The following is a 22228-nucleotide window of genomic DNA, read 5'->3' as shown; positions in this document are numbered from 1 at the left end:
AAAACTATTTTTCAAAGGCAAATAATACTCCTCAAAATTAATTTAAGCTTGTTTTTTTGTGCCGTACAACTCAAACTAAAAATATAATCTTTATTTTTAATCAAATTTTAAACCAACCAATACATTATGAAAAAACAGCTTACTTTTTTGGCACTATTACTTTTTATAAGTGTAAACGCCCAGTTTTACAAAGCAGAGATTTTACTCGCTAATGGCGAAACCCGCACAGGATTTTCAGAACTACCATCAAACAGGCTGCTCGACGGATCATTTAATTTTAAAACTGATGAAAAAGGCAGGCCTGAGTCATTAAAATTTAAAGACGTTAGTAAGGTAACAGTATCTACAGACAACGGAAATACATTTATGTTTGATAATCTTGCTATTCGCCAGGTCATTAAGTCTTTTGGTAAAGTGCGCGAAAAAACTTCAAAAAATAAAAGCTGGATGCTGGTACGCTACGCCACTCCGGAAATTGCATATTACTATGCAGGCCAAAGCTATATTATAGATAAAGACGGCAACATGATAACTAAGACAACAGATAATGGCGGAACCTGGGCATCAATTGCACTGCTATTAAAACGCCCGGGAGAAGAGGCTGCAACCAGCATTTCTGCAATGACAAATGGTGCAACAATAATAGGAGAAGAAAGCCTTTTCAGAAAAACAGCAGCAGCATATTTTACAGGGGAAACAAAGTTTATTGAACGTATAGAAAAAAAAGAATTTAAGGCCGAGGACTTGCTACCATTAGTAAAGGCCTATATTGACTATAAGAAAAACTAACAATATCTCCAACTAAAACATAGTGGGCTTGCAAAAAGACTATATTTTAGCAACAAGCCAATTATTTCACGATAAATCACCAAAAGCCCTTTATAGGGCTTTATTTTTATGGGTATATTATTTTTTTGATGAGTTTTTCATTAAAAACATATTTAATATGCATGCATAGTTTTTTATTTGAAATATTTTATTAACTTCGTAATATCAATAATCAAACGTTATAATTTATATATAATGAAAATATTAGTCTGCATCAGCCACGTGCCTGATACTACCGCAAAAATCAATTTTACCAATGGTGACAGCGAGTTTGATACCAATGGTGTTCAGTTTGTTATAAATCCTAATGATGAATTTGGCCTTACGCGCGCCATCTGGTTTAAAGAACAGGCAGGCGCTACCGTAACAGTAGTAAATGTAGGCGGCCCCGATGCCGAGGCTACACTTCGCAAAGCCCTGGCCATAGGCGCAGATGAAGCTATTCGTGTAAACGCTGTCCCTACCGATGGTTTTTTTGTTGCAAAACAACTTGCCGAAGTAGTTAAAAATGGTGGTTACGACCTTGTTATAGCCGGTAAAGAATCTTTAGATTATAACGGTGGTATGGTACCCGGTATGCTTGCTGCACTAACAGGCGCTGATTTTGTAAACGGCTGTATTAAAGTAGACGTTACCGGAAATGACGCTACCGCAATTCGTGAGATAGACGGTGGTAAAGAAACTCTGAGCGCTAAACTACCTCTTGTTATAGGCGGACAAAAAGGCCTTGTTGAAGAAAAAGACCTGCGTATACCTAACATGCGCGGCATTATGGCAGCACGCACAAAAGCCCTTACCATACTGGAGCCGGTAAGCGCAGATGCTAAAACAAAAGCCGTGAAGTTTGAAAAACCTGCACCAAAATCGGCTGTGAAGCTGATAAGCCCGGACAACCTTGATGAGCTTGTAAATTTACTGCACACTGAGGCGAAAGTAATCTAATTTGAAAATTTGAAGATGTGCTAATTTGAAAATTAGTAGCATCGTTAAAGAATTTTCAAATTTTCAAATTGTACAATTTTCAAATTAAAAAACATGTCTATACTTATATATGCCGAATCGGCCGAAGGAAAATTTAAAAAGACCGCGTTTGAGCTTGCTTCTTACGCAAAGAACATAGCCGGACAAACCGGAACAACCGTTACTGCTGTTGCCATTAACGTTAGCGATGCTTCTGCACTTGCTGCTTATGGTGTAGATAAAGTACTTAAGGTAAACAGCGACAAGCTTAAAGCTTTTAACGCAAAGGCATATGCCGATGTAGTAAAGCAGGCCGCAGCTAAAGAAGACTCAAAATTTGTATTGTTTTCAAGCAACACAGACAGCCTTTATGTAGCACCGCTTGTAGCTGTAGCACTTGAGGCCGGTTATGCCAGCAATGTTGTAGCCCTGCCACAAAGCCTTGCACCATTTCAGGTAAAAAGAAATGCTTTCTCTAATAAGGCATTTAACATTACAGAGATAACAACAGATGTAAAAGTACTTGCTATTGGCAAAAACTCATATGGTTTAAAAGAAAACGCAGCTTCTCTTGTTGAAGAGGATTTTAGCCCATCATTAAATGATGGCGACTTTAGCGTTACCGTACAATCATCAGAAAAAGTTAGCGGAAAGGTAACTATAGCTGATGCTGAAGTGGTAGTGTCTGGCGGACGCGGACTTAAGGGCCCTGAAAACTGGGGATTAATAGAAGACCTTGCCGCTGCCTTTGGCGCTGCAACGGCCTGTTCTAAACCCGTATCAGACCTTGGCTGGAGGCCTCATAGCGAGCACGTGGGCCAAACCGGTAAGCCGGTAGCCGCTAACCTGTATGTTGCCGTGGGTATCTCGGGCGCTATTCAGCACATTGCAGGTATTAACAGCAGTAAGGTAAAAGTGGTTATTAACAGCGACCCCGAAGCACCTTTCTTTAAAGTAGCAGACTATGGCGTGGTGGGCGATGCCTTTGATATCCTTCCTAAGCTAACAGAAAAAATAAAAGCTTTCAAGGCGCAAAACTCATAATTTTATTATAAATTGTGCCCCTAATTGGGCTATCAGGTACAGGATAGTTTTTATCTTTGCCCGATAGCCTTTTTTTGTATACAGGAAAGAACCAACATGAGCTTAGTAAAACTTACTATAAAGGGAATTTCATACAGCCAGACCCAGAATGGCGCCTATGCCCTGATTTTAAATGAAGTAGACGGAGAACGTAAACTACCTATTGTTATAGGCGCTTTTGAAGCACAATCTATAGCCATTGCTTTAGAAAAAGAAATAAAACCGCCAAGGCCGCTAACACACGATCTGTTTAAAAACTTTGCAGACAGGTTTGACATTGTTGTTAAGCAGGTTATAATACATAAGCTTGTAGATGGTGTGTTTTTTAGCAGCATTATTTGCGAACGCGACCGCATTGAAGAAATTATCGATGCCCGCACCAGCGATGCTATTGCACTGGCACTACGTTTCAACGCCCCTATTTTTACTTACAAGAACATACTTGATAAGGCCGGTATTTATCTTAAGATAAATCCGGATCAGGAAGATGAACAGCATGACGATGTACTTGCTCCTACAGAAACCTTTGGTACAGAAAATATTGTTTCCGGCGAGGGCTATTCTCAATATAACCTGCAGGAACTGCACGAGCAGCTTGAAACTGCAGTACAAAACGAAGACTACGAAAAAGCAGCCAAAATACGCGATGAAATATCAAAGAGGGAATCATAATTTGAAAATTCTTCGATTTGAAAATTTGAAAAAAGAGCTGTACTTAATGTGCAGCTTTTTTTATGTGGATAACTCTGATAATAAAAAAACAGGCCATATTACATAATGTATACCTTACTTTTTTACCTTGCAGCAGTAATTCAATAGGGAGATTTGCATGTTACCAAAGTAATTTTCAAATCGTCTTATTTTCAAATTTTCAAATCAAGATCATGAAGCAGTATTTAGACTTAGTGAAACATGTTTTAGAGAACGGTACACAAAAAGGCGACCGCACAGGCACAGGTACCAAGAGTGTTTTTGGCTACCAGATGCGTTTTGACCTTAGCGAAGGCTTCCCGCTTGTTACTACAAAAAAACTACACCTTAAGTCTATTATATATGAACTGCTTTGGTTTTTAAAAGGTGATACAAACATTAGCTATCTTAACGAGAATGGCGTAAAGATATGGGATGAATGGGCTGATGAAAATGGTAACCTTGGCCCCGTTTACGGCGCACAGTGGCGCAACTGGGACAGCCGCGAGATTGACCAGATAACAGAGCTTATAGACACACTTAAAACAAACCCTAACAGCCGCCGTATGCTGGTAAGCGCCTGGAATCCGCGCGTATTGCCCGAAGGTGGTAAATCGTTCGCAGAAAACGTAGCCGAAGGCAATGTAGCGCTCCCACCCTGCCACGCATTCTTCCAGTTTTATGTAGCAGATAATAAGCTAAGCTGTCAGCTATATCAGCGCAGTGCTGATATATTTCTTGGTGTACCTTTTAATATTGCATCTTATGCATTGCTTACCATGATGATTGCACAGGTTTGCGGTTTTGAAGCCGGCGATTTTATCCACACCTTTGGCGATGCCCATATTTACAACAACCACATGGAGCAGCTAGAACTACAACTTACCCGCGAGCCGCATCCACTGCCAAAAATGATACTAAACCCGGATGTTAAAAACATCTTCGACTTTACCTTTGAAGATTTCACCCTTACCGAATACAATGCACACCCACACATTAAAGGTGCTGTAGCGGTGTAATCTATTAATAACCAACCATGAACAAATTTATTTTTTCCCTGTTACTTTTAACGGGACTACAACTATGTGCGCAAAACAGCAATATTCAGTTAGGTGAGCAGGCCGTTTTTACAGATTGTGTTAAGGAGATATCTCCCTACAAATGTACACTGGAAAAATTTGAAAGCGACATTACTGCATTGATAACACCTCAATTTACGGCTGAACTGAAAGACAGGTTACTCATAGATTACTTTTCTTTGTCAATCATATTATTGACAGATGAGAATGGTAAAGTCGTTCAGGAAGAAACAGACATACTTTGTCACTATGACCCATTAAAGAATGAAATACGTCGTTACCTGCATAACCTGCCTGCTCTTTACCCAAAAGATAGCAAAATGAAAGACAGACGAAGCGTTTTCATAATCAACTACGTTTTTTTGTATAGCACCACTAAAAACTGCTACATCAATGCACCACAAAGTGTAATTAGCACTTCTCATATTAAGCAGGAAATGTTAACCATGGACTCTTATCCCGCTTATGAGAACTGCAAACATGAAGGTGTTGAAAATGAAGTTTGCTTCCACAAAACCTTTAGTAAACTCTTAACTAAAAAAATGCGGTATCCGCACAGCAATGAAAAAAATAAAATAATCCGGCTTATTCTTGACCTTAGTTTTTCAAGAACAGGTGAAATAACTTTAGAATATGTTGAAGGAGATGAAGATAATTATTTTCACAATGAATTAACTCGATTGATAAAGAAACTTCCCAGGCCTGAACCGGCTTCTGTAAGAGGCTTGCCTGTTGCTGCCCGCTATAAGCTACCATTAACCATTAGATTGAACAATGATAAAAAACTATGATGTTTTTTATTATCTTTAGTCTAAAAAATAGAAAAATGGAAAAACCACAGCAAGAATTATATGAATATGCCCGAAAACGCGTCAAACAGAAAAAGCGCGTTTACCTGCATTTTATCCTGTTTTTTGTAGGCAGTGTTTTCCTGTTTATCATTAATCGCTGGTTAAAAGTTTACGAAGAATATGACTGGTACCTCTGGGTTATTACTGCATGGGCTTTCGTATTCATATTACACTTTATAAAAATTTTTGTTATCGAGAGCTTTATAAACAAAACCTGGGAGCGCGAGCAAATAGAAAAGCTTGTGGCCCGCCAGGAACGTCGCATAGATCAGCTACAACAAAAGCTTGAAAAAGACAACAACACTACTACCTCTTTATAAATGACCATTACCCTTATAGCTGCTGCGGCAGAAAACAATGCCCTGGGCAAAGACAACCAGATGATATGGCGCCTGCCAGATGATTTTAAGCGTTTTAAGCAGCTTACCACCGGCCATTACATTATTATGGGACGCAAAACCCTTGAAAGCATGAACGGCCCGCTGCCTAACCGTACTAATGTTGTTATTACCCGCCAGCAAGATTACACTTATGAGGGTTGCAGTATTGTAAACAGCCTTGATGCTGCCTTAGCTGCCTGCCCGCAAAACGAAGAAGTTTTTATAATAGGCGGCGGAGAAATCTATAAACAAAGCTTAGCAAAAGCCGACAAAATAGAGCTAACCCGAGTACTGGGTATTAGCCCCGAAGCAGATGCTTTTTTCCCTGAAATAAATCCCGCCGAGTGGAAACTTACCGAAAGCGTTTTTCATGGGAAGGACGAGAAGCATGCGTATGAATTTGTGTTTGAGACGTGGGTAAGGAAGTAATTCAATAAATATAGGTTTAACAACTGTAGTAGCGAGTATTTACAGTCTGCTCCGATAGCGCGGATTTGTAATCCGTGCATATAATACATGATACAAATAGGACACGGATTACAAATCTGCGCCATCGATAAATCGATAACCCATACCATCACACGAAAGTCTATACAAAATTTCTTTCGCAATTTTTCGTTATCTTAGTACTCCCAACCTCAGTCCTATGAAACGATTTTTCACACCACTACTTCTCTTTAGTATATTTCTTTATTCATGCGACAGGCAGATTGCAATTAAAAACGAAGTTTTCTTAATCCCCGATAAGAACCCCATAATTACAGAAGAAGAACCCGAAGTAATCTGGTCAAGCACCCCTCCGCCTAAAAAACTGATTGACGATGCAATGATTTATGAACTGATAAATAGCTGCATGGCAACAGACACATCCTACTTTAAAATGTCTGATATAATTATAGGTACTGAGTTTTCACCTATATTCTCAAGCAGAGAGAAAATTTCAAAAGCCGACAGCATATTTAAAAAAGAAGATGTAGATTTTATTTATGAGCAAGCCCGGTATGGTCCGTTATTCAAAATTGATGAAAGAAAACTTAAGATTAAAAAAAATATCATACTCCCGGAACTTTGTGATGTATTTGGAGAAGACCAAAAAGAATATTGGGAAAATATTCATAACCAATTTGGTTCATTCACTACCATATCAATGCCATTATTCTCAAGAGACCATAAAACAGCCATCATCTCTCTATCTTACGACTGTGGAATGATGTGCGGATATAGCGGTAAATATATTTATAAGAAAACAGCTTCCAGATGGCAATTAATTACAGTTTGGGCAGATTCTGTATATTAAGCCCGATAATGCGTACTTTACAATCAGTGCTTATAAATTTCAGACACAAAAACATGGTATCATTACTAATCTGTACATCTAAATACACTCTTTAAGTTCTTACTATACATTACCCATTATATTACAACAGGGTTAACAAAACTATTTTTATCTTTGCGCCGTAAATAGCTGTAATGTCGCAACAAGTAACCCCCTATAAAGATTCCGGCCTCGGAAAAAAAGAACAGGTAGCCCAGATGTTTGATAACATTAGTGGTAACTATGATGGCCTTAACCGTATCATGACCTTTGGTATTGATATAAAATGGCGTAAAAAAGTGCTTAAAATGGTAGCTGCCAGGAATCCGGAAACCATACTGGATATTGCTACCGGCACCGGCGACCTCGCCATACTGATGGCCGAAACTAACGCTCCTAAAATTATTGGCGCAGACATTAGCGAAGGCATGATGGAAGTGGGGCGCAAAAAAGTAGCCGACAAAGGCCTGAGCAACCGCATTACGCTACAATATGGCGATAGCGAAAATTTGCCGTTTGAAGATAATTATTTTGATGCCATTACAGTAGCCTTTGGCATACGCAATTTTGAAACACTGGAGAAAGGCCTTGCCGAGATACTGCGTGTACTAAAGCCTGGAGGCGTTTTTGTAATACTGGAAACTTCAGTGCCCGTTAAATTTCCGTTTAAACAGGGTTATAAAATATACACAAAATACATACTGCCATTTATGGGCAGGCTATTCAGCAAAGAACATAGCGCTTATACCTACCTTGGCGAATCGGCATCGGTTTTTCCTTTTGGCGAAAAACTAAACAATATTTTACGCAAAATTGGGTTTATAGAAGTTAAGGCACTGCCACAAACTATGGGTGTAGCCACTATTTATTCGGCTTCAAAACAATAAGATGAAGAGATTTCTTTTATATATACTCCTGTTTACAGGCTTTTGCAGCAATGCGCAAATAGGTACGCGCATCTTTGGCAAAGACCCCATTATTCACTTAGAAAACTTTGATAAACAGCGTGTAAGCTGGGGCTACTACCTGGGCTTTAACAGTTATGATTTTAAAATCGACTATAGAATTCCGCCGGCTGTAGATATTTTTGTAAAGGGTACTACAGGCTTTAATGTGGGGCTTGTGGGCAACCTGCGCCTTTTTGAATACCTTGACCTTCGCTTTGAACCGGGATTGTCGTACACCCAGCGTGACCTTACATTTCAGGATGCCCGCCTCATAGAATCTTATGACAAACTGCGTGAGGTAAAATCTACTTACATCAATTTCCCGCTATTGCTTAAGTTTTCATCGGTAAGAACAGGAAATATTCGTCCGTTCTTAGTAGGTGGCGTATCTCGTACGTTAAATTTTGATGCTAACGAAAAAGTAAAAGACGATAACATAACCGGTAACCGTTTCAGGATGAAAAACTGGACCAGCAACTGGGAGTTTGGCGCCGGTATAGATATCTACCTTGAGTACTTTAAATTCTCGCCCTCTATTCGTGGTGTATTTGGCCTTGAAGATGAACTTGTTCGCGATAACGACCCTAACAGCCCTTACACAGGCAATATTTCTGCCATGAGGACACGAGGGGTATTTATCAACTTTACGTTCCAGTAGATTTTTACAATTTACGGCAAAACTCGCTTAATATAATAGCGCCTGCCGTAGCCACATTAAGACTTTCGGTTTGTTGGGTATTCCCAAAACGTGGTATGGCAATACGCTCATTACACAACACCTCTACCCCTACCGATATTCCGTTAGCCTCATTACCTAAAACAATAATCCCTTCAGGCTTTAGCGTTTCTTTATAGATATTAGCACCATCCATAAATGTACCATATACAGGTAATGATGTTTGTGCAAGAAAAGCTTCAAGGTTTGTATACACAACATTTACACGCGATATACTGCCCATAGTAGCCTGTACCACTTTAGGGTTATATACATCTACACATTCGTCAGAGCACACAAGGTTTTCTATACCAAACCAATCGCACAAGCGAATGATAGTACCAAGATTACCGGGATCTCTAACATCATCAAGCGCTACAACAAGCCCAGATTGACTAACTGCCACTTCATCAGGAATTTCAAAAAGTGCCAGGCAGTGCTGTGGTGTGGTTAGTGCCGTTATTTTTTTTAATTCGGCTTCGTTAACTTCGGTATATTTATTGTGTGGTATTCCTGTAAAATAACCTGGCTCAGTATATAAATGACTCAGTGTAAAGCTTGAAGACAATAGTTCTTCGACCACTTTTATGCCTTCGGCAAAAAACAATTTGTACTGCTTTCGGTATTTTTTCTGTTGCAGTCCTGTTATTGTTTTAATTTGGTTTTTACTAAGCATAAAAAATGTATTTTTGATTTTAGTTTCGGCAGTACCGTTTTGAGAAATATAACCACAAAAATAATACTATTTACCATACTAACAGTAGTACTGGTTTCGTGCGAACTTACCAAAAGGGTTCCTGAAGACAGGAAACTACTGGAACGCAATGAAATAAGGGTAAATGGACAATTAAAAGAAGACGAGCAACATTTTAACCAGCTATACCAGCAGGAAAACAGTAACATACTTGGTTTTCACCTCAGACTGCACATGTATAGCTTTGCAAAGCCCAATGCAGACTCATCATACCATGCCATGCTAAACCGCAGGCCGGGCCTGCATAAAACAATGACCGGGGTACTGAGCGAAAAGCAGGTAGACCGTTTAGGCAAGTCTTTTCTTGTTTCGGGTATAAGCAATTTCCTTAAAAGAACAGGTGAGCCTCCGGTGCTTATCGACCTTAACCGTATTAAAAAATCCAAGAACAGGTTATATGCCTACTACTACAAGCAAGGCTACTTTCGCGCCAAAGCTAGTTTTACGATAGATACCCTGGCAAATAAACGCGCTGTTGTAAAATATGATATAGAAACCGGCGAACCTTACCGCATAGACTCTATAAATACTTATATAGAAACGCCTGTTTTAGACGAGATGTACAACGCATCTAAAAACCTTTCGGTATTAAGGAGTGGCAAGCAGTATATGGAGAGCGATTTTGCAGCCGAGCGCGAGCGCATATACCAATACTTTAAAAACAGGGGTGTTTATAAATTTGAACAAAACTACATTAACTATAAAGTAGACACTATTAATACAGGCCGCAAGGCTAATGTAGACATTATTATAGATAACGAGCAGGTACGTCAGGGAGACTCTACATTTACACGTCCGTTTAAGATTTATAAAATAAGCCAGGTAAATATCTTTACAAAAAACCGGGCGAGTAAAGACCAGGCGAAAGACACAGCTAACTACAACGGCTTTAATATCATTAGCACCGGTAAACTTAACTACCGTCCTAAGGCACTTACTGATGCTGTTTTTATTACCCCAGGAAGCGTTTACGCCGATTTTAAGCGCACCCGCACCAGCAGGGCGCTTACAAACCTTAAAGTATTTTACTACCCATCTATACAATATATAGAAGACCCGGCAGACTCTACCGGGACATCGCTAATAGCAAACATAGACCTCAACCCGCGTAAAAAATTCCGCTTTAATATGGCGGCAGATTTTAACCATAGCAACATTCAGGATTTTGGTATACAAGGAAGCCTTGGTGTAACAATACGTAATATTTTCAGGGGAGCAGAAACGCTTGATCTAAGCGTACGCGGAAACATTGGATCATCAAGAGATGTAGCCATAAAAGACCGGGCGTTTTTTAACATTCTTGAATATGGTGCAGATGCAAAACTAAACATACCAAGGATATGGCTGCCTTTTAACACAGAAAGCATTATACCAAAAGACATGCTCCCTAACACACTGGTAAGCCTGGGGGTTGGGCGTCAAAAAAACATAGGCCTTGATAAAGAAAACCTTACCGGCATACTTAGCTACAACTGGATACCTCAACGCAACAGGACTGCAAAGCTGGACCTGCTTAACCTGCAATACATTCGCAACGTAAACCCGGGTAACTATTTTAAGGTGTACCAGTCATCTTACTCAAGGCTTAACCAGATTGCCAATGAATACCCGGATATTGCACAGGGATACTTTGACGAAAACCACAACCTGGATATAGACAGCGGCATGGTAGATGCCTTTATACAGGATGTAAGGAGCAACAATGCCGGCACTGCACTATCGCAACCTGATACAGAAGAGGTAAACAGGTTGGGGGAACGTAAGCGCCGCCTTACAGAGAACAACCTTATATCTGCTACTAACTTTACATATACTACAACTACAAGAGATAATCTTACAGACAACAACTTTTTTATATTTAAAACAAAGCTGGAAAGCGCCGGCGGAATACTGGGACTCATAGCCCCGCTTATGGATGAAAACAAGGGTGTGCCCGTAGGCTCGCGCACAATGTTTGATGTACAATATTCGCAGTATATAAAAGGCGAGGTTGATTTTATAAAACACTTTGACCTAAGGCATAAACGTGTGCTGGCAATGCGTGCCTTTTTTGGCCTGGCAGTACCTTATGGCAATTCTAACTCAATACCTTTTACAAGAAGTTATTTTGGCGGAGGAAGTAATGACAATCGTGCATGGCAAAGTTACAGCCTGGGACCGGGGCGCAGCGGAAGCAAAAACGACTTTAACGAAGCTAACTTAAAACTGGCCTACAGTGCAGAACTTCGTTTTAACATTTTTGGACAATTCTACGGAGCCTTATTTGGCGATCTGGGCAATATCTGGAATGTTTTTGATGCAGAAACAGACAAAGACTATACTTTTAACGGATTTAGTTCACTTCGCGACCTTGCCCTTGGAACAGGAACCGGATTTAGATATGACTTTAACTTTTTTGTAGTACGCTTTGACGTTGGTTTTAAAACTTATGACCCTGGCCGCGAAGAAGGAACACGGTGGTTTAAAGGCTATAATTTCGGCAAGTCGGTTTTAAATGTTGGAATTAATTATCCGTTCTAAAGTTAAAAACATTATTTTTGTAAAGTAATTATTAAAAACCCAATAACTGATGGCCCATAATATTAAGCCCGGTGTAGCCACCGGAGACCAGGTACAGGAAATATTTAACTATGCCAAAGAAAAAGGCTTTGCGCTTCCTGCAGTAAACGTAACAGGTTCTGACACTATTAATGGTGTACTGGAAACCGCAGCAAAACTTAATGCTCCTGTAATTATCCAGTTCTCAAACGGCGGTGCCGCTTTTAATGCCGGTAAAGGCCTTAACAATGATGGGCAGAAAGCTGCTATCCTTGGAGCTATAGCCGGAGCTAAACATGTACACACACTTGCAGAAGCTTATGGAGCTACTGTTATATTACATACTGACCACTGTGCTAAAAACCTTTTACCATGGTTAGACGGCCTTCTTGATGCCAGCGAAAAACATTTTGCAGAAACAGGCAAGCCACTTTTTAGCTCTCACATGATTGACCTTAGCGAAGAGCCTCTTGAAGAAAACATCGAAATTTCATCGAAGTATCTTACAAGGATGGCACCACTGGGTATGACTCTTGAAATAGAACTTGGTATTACAGGTGGCGAAGAAGACGGTGTTGATAACAGCCATGTAGATGTTTCAAGGCTTTATACTCAACCGGAAGAAGTAGCCCATGTATATGAAGAGCTTTCTAAAATATCTGAGAAATTTACTGTAGCTGCTGCATTTGGTAACGTACACGGTGTATATAAACCGGGGAACGTAAAGCTTACGCCTACCATTCTTAGGGACTCTCAAACCTATGTACAGGAGAAATTTGGCACAGGGCCAAACCCGGTAGATTTTGTATTCCATGGTGGTTCTGGTTCTACACTGGAAGAGATCAGAGAAGGTATTTCTTATGGTGTAATAAAAATGAACCTTGATACTGACCTTCAGTTTGCATTTACAGAAGGTATCCGTGATTATATGGTAGGCAAAATTGACTACCTTAAAACACAAATAGGCAGCCCGGACGGACCTGAGTCGCCAAACAAGAAACATTATGACCCACGCAAATGGCTTCGCGAAGGTGAAGTTACATTTATCAAAAGGTTAGAGCAGGCATTTGCCGACCTTAATAACGTAAACACTTTATAGTATACCTGTTGTTGGTTGTTGGTTGTTAGTTGTTGGATTTTACCGGCAACCAACAACTGGCAACCAATAACTTTTTTATTAAAACTTAGATTATGGCTTGGTTTAAAAGAACGGAAAAAGGAATAACAACACCTACCGAAAGCAAAAGGGATGTACCCAAAGGACTTTGGTACAAATCGCCTACGGGCAAGATTGTAGATGCAGATGAACTGGCCAGGAATTTTTATGTAAGCCCGGAAGACGGCTACCATGTAAGGATAGGCAGTAAGGAATATTTCCAGATACTTTTTGACGATAACGAATTTACAGAACTTGATAAAAACATTACCAGCAAAGACACCCTGAAGTTTGTAGATACTAAAAAGTATACTGACAGGCTTAAGGAGGCCATGGATAAAACCAAACTGCATGATGCGGTACGCACAGCGGTAGGAAAATCTAAAGGCAGAGAACTGGTAATAGCATGTATGGATTTTGCCTTTATAGGCGGATCGATGGGTGCAGTAGTAGGCGAAAAGATAGCACGCGCTATTGACTATGCCATTAAAAACAGGTTACCGTTTTTAATGATATCAAAATCTGGTGGTGCCAGGATGATGGAGGCTGCCTATTCGCTTATGCAGTTGGCAAAGACCAGCGCAAAACTTGCTCAGCTTGCCGATGCAGGATTGCCATACATATCTTTATGTACAGATCCTACTACAGGGGGCACAACAGCCTCTTATGCGATGCTGGGCGATGTAAACATTTCTGAGCCCGGAGCACTTATAGGCTTCGCAGGCCCAAGGATTGTTAAAGATACCACAGGAAAAGATTTACCTGAAGGTTTCCAGACTGCTGAATTTTTGCTGGAACACGGATTTCTTGATTTCATTACACCACGAAAAGAACTTAAAGATAAAGTAAACCTCTATCTTGACCTTATTCAAAATAAGCCTGTACGTTAACATAGCTTTAACACTATAAAAAAGCGGAACTTTAAAGAGCTCCGCTTTTTTTATGCTTACAAATGAAGCGTAAAAAACTGCACTCCAATTACTTATATTTAAAACAACCATTACCCTAAACAAATTATTAAATTTAATGTTAACGAAATGTTATAATTTTAACACACAATACGTAGTATTGTTATATATATTTCAAGATAAGACCATAAATAACATAATTATTTGAGCATATTTCATCATTTTAAGCGTTTTTTAATAAATCACACATGATTTTAAGCTAATTTAACAAAGATTTAAAATGTTAAAAATGCATTGATTTATATCATTTATTCATTTATACAAGACTAAGCACAAACAAATCAATAAATTACAAGCTCATTAAGGCAAAATCAATGAATATTTAATAATTAATTAAAGCAATAGTTTTTGTACTCATTAATCTTCTAATTTTAAAACTATCTTTTTAAAATCAAATAGTAATGAGAGAAAATTACAAAACTCCCCTTAAGTGGCTCAGCAGATTACCGGATCTGTTGCGAGCCAAAAATGACACCAGTCCGCCGTGGCTTTTGTCAGCTCTACCACAAAACAGGCTTTCGGCTATCAGGCTAAAAGTTTTAATGCCGCTTATACTTATTTTGTTTTTTATAACCGGAAAAAGTATTGCACAAGCTAACATTGCTAATTACAGCTTTGCATCGTCTACAGGAAATACCTACACTCCCATCACCGGAGGTACTAATTTTATTACCGGAACTTATGACAATACCGCAAGCGCTGTCTCTTTTGGTAATAGTAGCACATTTGTTTATGGTGGCGTAAGTTATACCGGCTGTAACATAAGCACCAATGGTTTCATTACTTTTGGAACAGCCCCATCTGCTTCAACTTACACACCACTATCTACTGTGGTAACGAGTAATAGTGCTATATCTGCTTTTGGACAGGACGGTGCTGGTTCTACAGTATCTGGTGCTGTACCAGTTATCAGTTATGTAAATACAGGCACTGAATTTGTTGTGCAATATGCAGATCACGCAAACTACACCAACAGAGCATCTGAAAGACTTAACTTCCAGATCAGGCTTACTTTTGCGACAGGCGAAATAAACATTATTTATGGTGCCTGCACAAACCCGGGCAGTGCCACGGGCAACAGTACGCCACAAGTAGGCATCAGGGGTAATACTACTACCTGGACAAACAATATAAACTCACTTCAGGTAGGTAATATACCTGCCAATACTACATGCGACTGGTCTAACGCCGTAGCATCTAACACAAACACCAGCACAATGCTGTTCTCTAGCGGAACTAACGCTAATGTTAAGATACCTACAGGCCTTAAATATACCTGGACAACACAATCTACAGTAGCTCCTGTAAGGACGTTTGCCGCTGTTTCTGCTTTAACCTCATATACAGCTACATTAAACTGGACAGCAGCTTCGGGTGCTACACAATATAATGTACAGTACAGGACTGTGGACTCATGTGACTGGACAACCTGGCCAACAGCTGCCACCGGAACATCGCTTAGCCTTACCGGGCTAACGCCGGGCACAATTTACCAAGCCAGGGTACAAGCGAACAACGGAACTAATTATGCTCCATATTCACACATCCCTAACCAGGCTGGATCTGCTACCGGTTACATTGCAGCAGGTACATTTACCACATCATTCCTTCCGTGTACTACTCCTGATGCCGCTACTAACGCGGTATTTGCTGCAGTTACACCTAATACAGCAACACTAAACTGGGCACAGGGTGCTACTGCTCCATCTGGCTACACAGTATTTAGGAGTACAAGTGCTACAGCACCTACTGTTACAAACGGTACTACATATACTATAGGTACATTTTATAACACAAGCTACCTTTGCGTTTATGATGGAACTGCTACTACTAATACAATAAGTAATCTTACGCCAAATACTAATTACTACTATTATATTTTTGCTAAGAACACCAGTTGTACAGGCGCACCTTTTTATGCGACTACAGCACTATCTGCATCTAAACCAACACCTATAAGCGACCCTGTAATGACGGGTGTTGCTAACCTTAGTGACACTAATGCCACTATAGTTTGGGTAGCATCTGAAACAGGTAGCGGCTACAGCCCTGCGACACCAAAATATACCCTTGAATATGCAGACAACGCAGCATTTACAGGCGCAACGGCAGTAACTGGCTTATCAGCTAATACATATGACCTTGCATTATCTCCGGGAGCTGTATATTATGTTAGAGTATTTGCTGTTAACACATACTCAACAACACCATCATCTGTTGTAACATTTACAGCAAAAAAAGAAGAATGGACACCATTTACACTTACATCCGGAAGTTTTAACCAGGATGTAGTACTTGAAGGTAAAAAAGGTGGAGCAGGCAATGCCACAATAGGTGTTGATGGCTCAAACTGGTGTTACTATGAGAACGGATATTCAATCAACGAATGGAATACGCTGCCTTCAACAGGTAACGGACTACCAAATAACCACGCATACAACTTTAACAGTAAGAACTATTTTCTTGGTTCATACAAAGCAAATAACGTATTGAGGTTATTAGGCGGTACATCAAGCTCAGGCGTGCTTGAACTTGCAACACCTACGGCAGTAACAAGCTTAGACATTATTGCTACATCTGGAGATGCTGCATCAAGCTTTACAGCTACTCTTGGATTTACAGACGGCACAACAGCTCCTGCATCTGCTACGCTATCTATTGCAGACTGGAGCAATGCTACAAATAACATAATGTCTGGTATCAGAAGGATCAAAATTGATAACACAGGTGAAGGCGGAACCTTTTACATTGACTATGTAAACGTTACTGTACCGGCTGCTTACCAAGGAAAACTTCTGCAATATGTAACAATAACCAGGACTGAATCAGGAAATGGAAAATTGAGCGTATTTGGTATAACTGGTAAAACAACACCAAACTGTATCGTTCCAACTACCCTTACAACATCAGCCCTTACAGATTCATCTGTAACGCTAAACTGGGCACAATTGTCTCCGGCACCGGCAGGAGGTTATGAATATTATTATTCTACAACTAACACTGCCCCACTTAGCACAGCTACTGTAAACAACTCTAATGTTGTTCTTACAAATACTGCTACAGTTGCACTGCCGGCCATGGGTACTTACTACTGGTGGATACGTTCAGTATGTGATGCTACATCAACAAGCTCATGGGCAAGTGGTGGTAGTTTCTTAACTGCTTGTTCTGCACCTGCAGTAGCTACAGCAGCAACAATTTCTGCTATAACTTCAAGCACACTTACAGTAAGCTGGACACCACCTGCTACAGCGCCAACAGGATACGTTGTAATACGCAGCCTTACACCTACACTTAGTGCTACACCTGTAGCAGGCACTACCTATACGGTAAATGCAGCTTTTGGCGGTGGTACAGTAGCTTATGTAGGCACAGCAGCTACATACAACGCTACAAGCCTTAACAGCAACACACAGTATTACTATACTGTTTACTCTTATAATGGAGGCGCTACCTGTAATGGCCCTGCCTACAGTGCCACTACAACAACTGCAAACGCAATTACCTGCGTAGCAGACCCGCTTATTGTAGGAGCAAGTAACGTTACAAACAGCCAGGCTAACCTTAACTGGTCGTCTTCTACGGGAGGTGCTTCTACCGCAGTAACATATACTGTAGAGGCGTCTTTAGATAACTTTGCTACAACTACCGCATCTGCATCGGGTATTACAAGCCTTCAGTACAGCCTTACCGGCCTTACTGCAAATGCTACCTATGCATTCCGTGTAAAAGCAGTATCTACCGGCTGTACAACAGGCAACTGGGTAACTGCAAATGGTACTTTTGTAGCTACCAATACTTTTACACCACTTGATGTTGCAGGTTATAACTATGATGTTATAGCAGACGGCGTAAGCAACTCTCTTAACTCTACAACCAGTGCTGTTGACGATGCTACAGCAAATGGTAATGGAGGTTATGCATATATGGCAAACAGCTATAAACTTAACACTACAGATGCTGCCCTTACTACTGCACTACCATTAAACCGTGTACTAACCAGCCCGGTTAGCAGCCTTAGTGGCCTTAAGTTCTTCCTTGGAGACTATGCCGCTAACAACACGCTTAAATTAGCCCCGGGACAAGAAGGGTTACTTACACTTTCTACACCGGTAAAACTAACAGATATTTATCTTGCGGTTACAGGTGGTAGTGGTACTCCAATTGTTAAAGCTACAATTACATTTATAGATGAAAATAATGTAGTATCAACACAAGAAACTCCTAACCTGAGTTTTACAGACTGGTACCAGAGTAATGCAAATACTCCTATCCTTATCCAAAACATAGGCCGTACTAACAGAACCAATGGTTCTCGCGATACAGGTGATGCCAGGATATTCCAGGTAGCTATTCCTATACTTGCAGCAAACCAGGGTAAAAAAGTAACCAACGTAAAACTTACCAGTGGTACTGCCGCAGGTTTTGCAAACATGTTTGCAATATCAGGTAAGATCATTGGCGACTGCCCTACTATGGCTACAGTTTCGGCTACATCTCCTGCTTACAACCAGGGTACTATTAGCTGGACACTGGGTAACCCGGGAGGTACACCGGTAAGTGCTGTAACTTATAAAGTTGAAGTATTTACAAATGCCGACTTTACAGGTGCTGTAACCGGCTCTCCATTCTCTAACATAGCGGCCAGCACTTATACCGTAAGCGGCCTTACTGCCCTTACTACATATTACTATAAAGTAACAGCAGGTAATGGCTATTGCGATTCGGCTTCATTAACCGGAAACTTTACAACTACACCAACTTGTATTGTGCCTAATAATCTTGTTGCTGCCGGTAATCTGGGCGGTGCTACACTAAGCTGGACTGCACCAACAGCTTTACCGGATAGCGGCTATCAGTATTACTATAGCACAACAAATACTGCCCCTACAGCTGCAACAACAGTTAGCGGTGCTGTGGCAGCAGGTGTAACAACAGCTACGCTTACAGGCCTTACTACAGACACTACATACTATGTTTGGGTACGTTCTAACTGTAGCGAAACAGACCACAGTGCATGGACTGCATCTACCAGCTTCTTTACAGGATATTGTACTCCTACATATTCAAGCTGTGACAGTACACACAACATCTCTCAGGTAACTGTTTCTGGCGGAAATACTTCATTTAGCAACACTATTGCAGGCGCAGACGCTTGTAGTGCGGCAGGCAGAAACCGTATAAGCACACTTATTAGCGTTTCTCCGGGAGTTACTTACAACGTTACTGCTACTACATTAGGATATATTGGCCTTGGTATTGCCGCTGACTTAACCGGCAATGGCAGCTTTAGTGATGCAGGCGACCTTATAAATCTACCTTTATACTATGATGGTGTAAACGGTACTTATACACACAATGTATCTATTACCATACCTGCAGACCAGCCTCTTGGTCAGTACAGGATAAGGTTCTGGAACAGGACTGCCAATGCAGGAGACGGATCTCCGGTTGCATCTCCTTGTGGAGCATACGGCTACGGTTCTTATGTAGATTACACGTTAAACGTAGTTGCTGTACCAGCATGTTTTACACCTACAAACGTAACTGCTACAACTACAGCTACAGGAGCTACCATAAACTGGACCGCACCTTCTACAGCAGTTTCAAACGGATATAGCTATGAAGTAAGAACATCTGGTGCTGCAGGTAGTGGCGCTACAGGCCTGTTAACATCTGGAACCACAGCTACAGGAATTACTACAGTTAACATATCATCACTTACTGTTAATACCACTTACTATGTGTATGTAAATGCTATTTGTAGCGCTACAGAAACAAGTTCATGGACAGATGGTACAAGTTTTTATTATGGATACTGTGTACCTGTAACAACTACTGTTAACACAGGAGACAGCATAACTAATGTGTCTGTAACCGGCGCTAATGTTAGTTACAGCAACCCAAGTACCACAAATGGTACTACAAATTATTCATCTTACAGCAATACACCTATAGCGCTTGCCGCAGGATCTACCTACTCACTGGCAGTAAGCCTGGGTACAGATAGTATACAGTGGGCTGCTGCATGGATAGATTATAACCAAAACTTAGTTTTTGATTCAGGCGAAGCTATTGCAGTAGGAACGTCTTCTACAGGTGGAAGTTCTACACAAACTTTTACGTTTACAGTTCCTGCAACTGCTACATTAGGTTTAACAAAACTACGCGTAAGAGGTGCTTCTGATAGTGCTTATACTGCAAGTGGCGCTTGTTCAACTACAACCTATGGCGAAACAGAAGATTACAACATCACAATTACAGCTCCTTGCTTCAACTGGGTTGGTACAGACAGCTCATGGACAAACACTGCCAACTGGTGTGGAGGTGTAGTACCAACAGCTACCAGCGATGTGGTAATACCTTCAACAGCCAATAACCCTGTAATTAGTACTGGTACTGCCCTTGCCCACAACCTTACTGTAGGTGCAGGTGCAACGCTAACCGTAGCTACAGGTGCAACACTAAGTGTAGACAACATACTTTCTGTTAACCCGGCTGGTACCCTTACCATAGCTAACAACGGTGCACTTCTACAAGGTGCCGCTACAGCTACTAACGACAATGCGGGTAAAATTACCATCCACAAAAGCAGTAACCCGCTATACAGGCTAGATTACACCATGTGGTCATCTCCTGTGGCAGCACAAAACCTGCTTACTTTCTCTCCGGCAACGTCGGCAACGCGTTTCTATGAGTATAAGTATGCCAGCAATGGTACTGCCATGATAGAAGGTTACTGGTCAGTAACACCGGGCGACCACAGCTTTGAGGCTGCAAAAGGATACCTTATACGTATGCCAAATGCAGATACTCATACAGGATTTAATGAAGGCACCGCTTCTTTTGCCTTTGACGGTATCTTTACAGGTACGCCAAACAATGGTAATGTAAGCATCGCGCTTTCTACAGATAACAACCGCTTTACCGCTGTGGGTAACCCTTACCCATCGCCAATAAGCGTAGCCGACTTCTTTACCGCGAACAGCGGAAAACTGCACACGTCTACAGGCCTTTACCTGTGGAGGAAACGCAACAGCGCGGCATCTTCATCATATGCTACCCTTACACAGGCAGGTTATACTGCTAACCCGGGCGATGCTACAACGGTAAGCCTTGGTGATTTCTACCAGGGTGCAAATGCCACCGCAGGCAACTGGGTTATTAGCCAGGGGCAGGGCTTTATTGTAAAAACAGCTACAGGACAAACTAACCCGCAGCTTAACTTTACAAACAGCATGAGGCGTGCAGCACCGGGAGCCGCACAAGGCTTCTTCAGGACAGCGCAAAGCACAGCTTCTAAACTGTGGCTGAACATGAAGGCACAAAACGGTACGGCAAGCCAGGCACTTATCGCCTACATGGAAGAAGGTACTACAGGCCTTGACTATGGTTATGACGGCCTTAAGCTTACTGATGCCAATACGGTATCGCTATACTCGCTGGCAGAAAACGCGCAGCTTGCAATCCAGGCAAGGCCGGAGTTTGATGCTACAGATGTTGTACCAATGGGCTTTACAGTACCGGCGGCAGGAGAATTTACTGTAGGCCTTGACCATACCGAAGGTGTGTTTGAACAAGGTCAGGTAATTTACCTTAAAGACAATGCTGAAGGTATTATCCGTAATATCTCAGACCGCGACTATACCTTTACTTCTGAAGCAGGTACTTTTGAAGGACGTTTCGAAGTAGTATACCGTACATCGGCACTGGGCACAGACAACCCAACGGTTGACCCTGATACAGTGATCGTTTACAAGCAGGGCAATACCATAAGCATCAATACAGGCAGCACACTTATAAACGGTGTTACCATATTTGATATCCGTGGAAGGCAGCTTTACAGCGCAAATGGCATCAACGATACCAAAGCAGCTGTAAGCAACCTAAACATTGCACAGCAGGTAATTATCGTAGAGGTAAATACTGTAAAAGGTAAAGTGTCTAAGCGCATCGTTTACTAA

At 41.0% G+C, this 22228-nt stretch carries 16 protein-coding genes; 15 read left to right on the top strand and 1 reads right to left on the bottom strand.

Annotated elements, in window-relative coordinates; all coding sequences use genetic code 11:
* The first annotated feature begins 126 nt into the window (after positions 1 to 126).
* From DYH63_RS00295 to porT, 11 genes are all read left to right on the top strand, one after another.
* Entirely contained in the window at positions 127 to 789 is a 663-nt protein-coding gene (locus DYH63_RS00295) for a hypothetical protein (RefSeq protein WP_116786893.1), read from the top strand.
* 234 nt (positions 790 to 1023) lie between these two features.
* Positions 1024 to 1770, top strand: coding sequence for an electron transfer flavoprotein subunit beta/FixA family protein (locus DYH63_RS00290; RefSeq protein ID WP_116786892.1), 747 nt, complete (start codon positions 1024 to 1026; stop codon positions 1768 to 1770).
* A gap of 93 nt (positions 1771 to 1863) precedes the next feature.
* Complete coding sequence (locus DYH63_RS00285) at positions 1864 to 2832, top strand: electron transfer flavoprotein subunit alpha/FixB family protein (RefSeq protein WP_116786891.1); 969 nt, start codon at positions 1864 to 1866, stop codon at positions 2830 to 2832.
* Positions 2833 to 2928: 96 nt separating this feature from the next.
* Positions 2929 to 3543, top strand: coding sequence for a bifunctional nuclease family protein (locus DYH63_RS00280; RefSeq protein ID WP_116786890.1), 615 nt, complete (start codon positions 2929 to 2931; stop codon positions 3541 to 3543).
* A 212-nt stretch (positions 3544 to 3755) separates the two neighbouring features.
* Entirely contained in the window at positions 3756 to 4580 is an 825-nt protein-coding gene (locus DYH63_RS00275) for a thymidylate synthase (RefSeq protein WP_116786889.1), read from the top strand.
* Between the two features lie 17 nt (positions 4581 to 4597).
* Complete coding sequence (locus tag DYH63_RS00270; protein ID WP_116786888.1) at positions 4598 to 5431, top strand: hypothetical protein; 834 nt, start codon at positions 4598 to 4600, stop codon at positions 5429 to 5431.
* A 35-nt stretch (positions 5432 to 5466) separates the two neighbouring features.
* Positions 5467 to 5811, top strand: coding sequence for a 2TM domain-containing protein (locus DYH63_RS00265; protein ID WP_116786887.1), 345 nt, complete (start codon positions 5467 to 5469; stop codon positions 5809 to 5811).
* On the top strand, positions 5812 to 6300 hold the full coding sequence (locus tag DYH63_RS00260) for a dihydrofolate reductase (protein WP_116786886.1): 489 nt from the start codon (positions 5812 to 5814) through the stop codon (positions 6298 to 6300). It abuts the gene before it with no gap.
* Between the two features lie 217 nt (positions 6301 to 6517).
* Entirely contained in the window at positions 6518 to 7168 is a 651-nt protein-coding gene (locus tag DYH63_RS00255) for a hypothetical protein (RefSeq protein ID WP_116786885.1), read from the top strand.
* 173 nt (positions 7169 to 7341) lie between these two features.
* A complete protein-coding gene (ubiE, locus tag DYH63_RS00250; RefSeq protein ID WP_116786884.1) occupies positions 7342 to 8073 on the top strand; it encodes a bifunctional demethylmenaquinone methyltransferase/2-methoxy-6-polyprenyl-1,4-benzoquinol methylase UbiE in 732 nt (243 codons plus the stop codon).
* 1 nt (position 8074) lies between these two features.
* Complete coding sequence (gene porT, locus DYH63_RS00245) at positions 8075 to 8791, top strand: type IX secretion/gliding motility protein PorT/SprT (protein WP_116786883.1); 717 nt, start codon at positions 8075 to 8077, stop codon at positions 8789 to 8791.
* Between the two features lie 4 nt (positions 8792 to 8795).
* Here porT and DYH63_RS00240 read toward each other — a convergent pair whose 3' ends face one another.
* A complete protein-coding gene (locus DYH63_RS00240) occupies positions 8796 to 9524 on the bottom strand; it encodes a TrmH family RNA methyltransferase (protein ID WP_116786882.1) in 729 nt (242 codons plus the stop codon).
* Positions 9525 to 9563: 39 nt separating this feature from the next.
* Here DYH63_RS00240 and tamL point away from each other — a divergent pair, with 39 nt between their 5' ends.
* The 4 genes from tamL to DYH63_RS00220 all read left to right on the top strand — a co-directional run bounded on the left by tamL (position 9564) and on the right by DYH63_RS00220 (position 22228).
* Entirely contained in the window at positions 9564 to 12122 is a 2559-nt protein-coding gene (tamL, locus tag DYH63_RS00235; protein WP_116786881.1) for a translocation and assembly module lipoprotein TamL, read from the top strand.
* Positions 12123 to 12171: 49 nt separating this feature from the next.
* Complete coding sequence (gene fbaA / locus DYH63_RS00230) at positions 12172 to 13239, top strand: class II fructose-bisphosphate aldolase (protein WP_116786880.1); 1068 nt, start codon at positions 12172 to 12174, stop codon at positions 13237 to 13239.
* Between the two features lie 92 nt (positions 13240 to 13331).
* On the top strand, positions 13332 to 14186 hold the full coding sequence (gene accD / locus DYH63_RS00225; protein ID WP_116786879.1) for an acetyl-CoA carboxylase, carboxyltransferase subunit beta: 855 nt from the start codon (positions 13332 to 13334) through the stop codon (positions 14184 to 14186).
* Between the two features lie 479 nt (positions 14187 to 14665).
* Positions 14666 to 22228, top strand: a complete 7563-nt coding sequence (locus DYH63_RS00220; RefSeq protein WP_116786878.1) for a RemA C-terminal-like gliding motility protein — start codon at positions 14666 to 14668, stop codon at positions 22226 to 22228.

Origin of the sequence: Flavobacterium psychrotrophum, assembly GCF_003403075.1 — a bacterium.
In the GTDB taxonomy this organism is placed as follows: Bacteria; Bacteroidota; Bacteroidia; order Flavobacteriales; family Flavobacteriaceae; genus Flavobacterium; species Flavobacterium psychrotrophum.
The sequence above is the reverse complement of the archived record's forward strand: the minus strand, read 5'-3'. Positions and strand labels throughout refer to the sequence as shown.